Source organism: Tsukamurella pseudospumae, from assembly GCF_001575195.1.
Taxonomy (GTDB): Bacteria; Actinomycetota; Actinomycetes; order Mycobacteriales; family Mycobacteriaceae; genus Tsukamurella; species Tsukamurella pseudospumae.
In genome coordinates this window covers 1-204 of record NZ_LSRF01000082.1, presented here as the reverse complement: position 1 = coordinate 204, position 204 = coordinate 1, and the positions used below count along the sequence as shown (strand labels likewise).

Annotated in this window: 1 protein-coding gene; it reads right to left on the bottom strand. The window is 64.2% G+C overall.

Annotated features, from left to right (window positions below; translation table 11 throughout):
- Positions 1-204 (bottom strand): hypothetical protein (locus tag AXK60_RS27485; protein WP_217491801.1); only part of this gene is annotated, 204 nt, incomplete at both ends.

Below are 204 nucleotides of genomic sequence, written 5' to 3'. Positions count from 1 at the left end.
CCCTTGGCGTGCATGTGCCCGGCATAGATCGCGAACGCGAGATTCCCATCGCGTTTGAGCTCCAGGCGCAGCCTGTCGCACGCATCGAGAAACGGACACCCAGCACACATCCGCAGCGCCTCCGCCGCCGTCTCCGACGTCGCCGTCGTCAGGTCAAACCACTGCGGTACTGGCTCACACGGAGGCGAAACCGTCGCTGAAAAC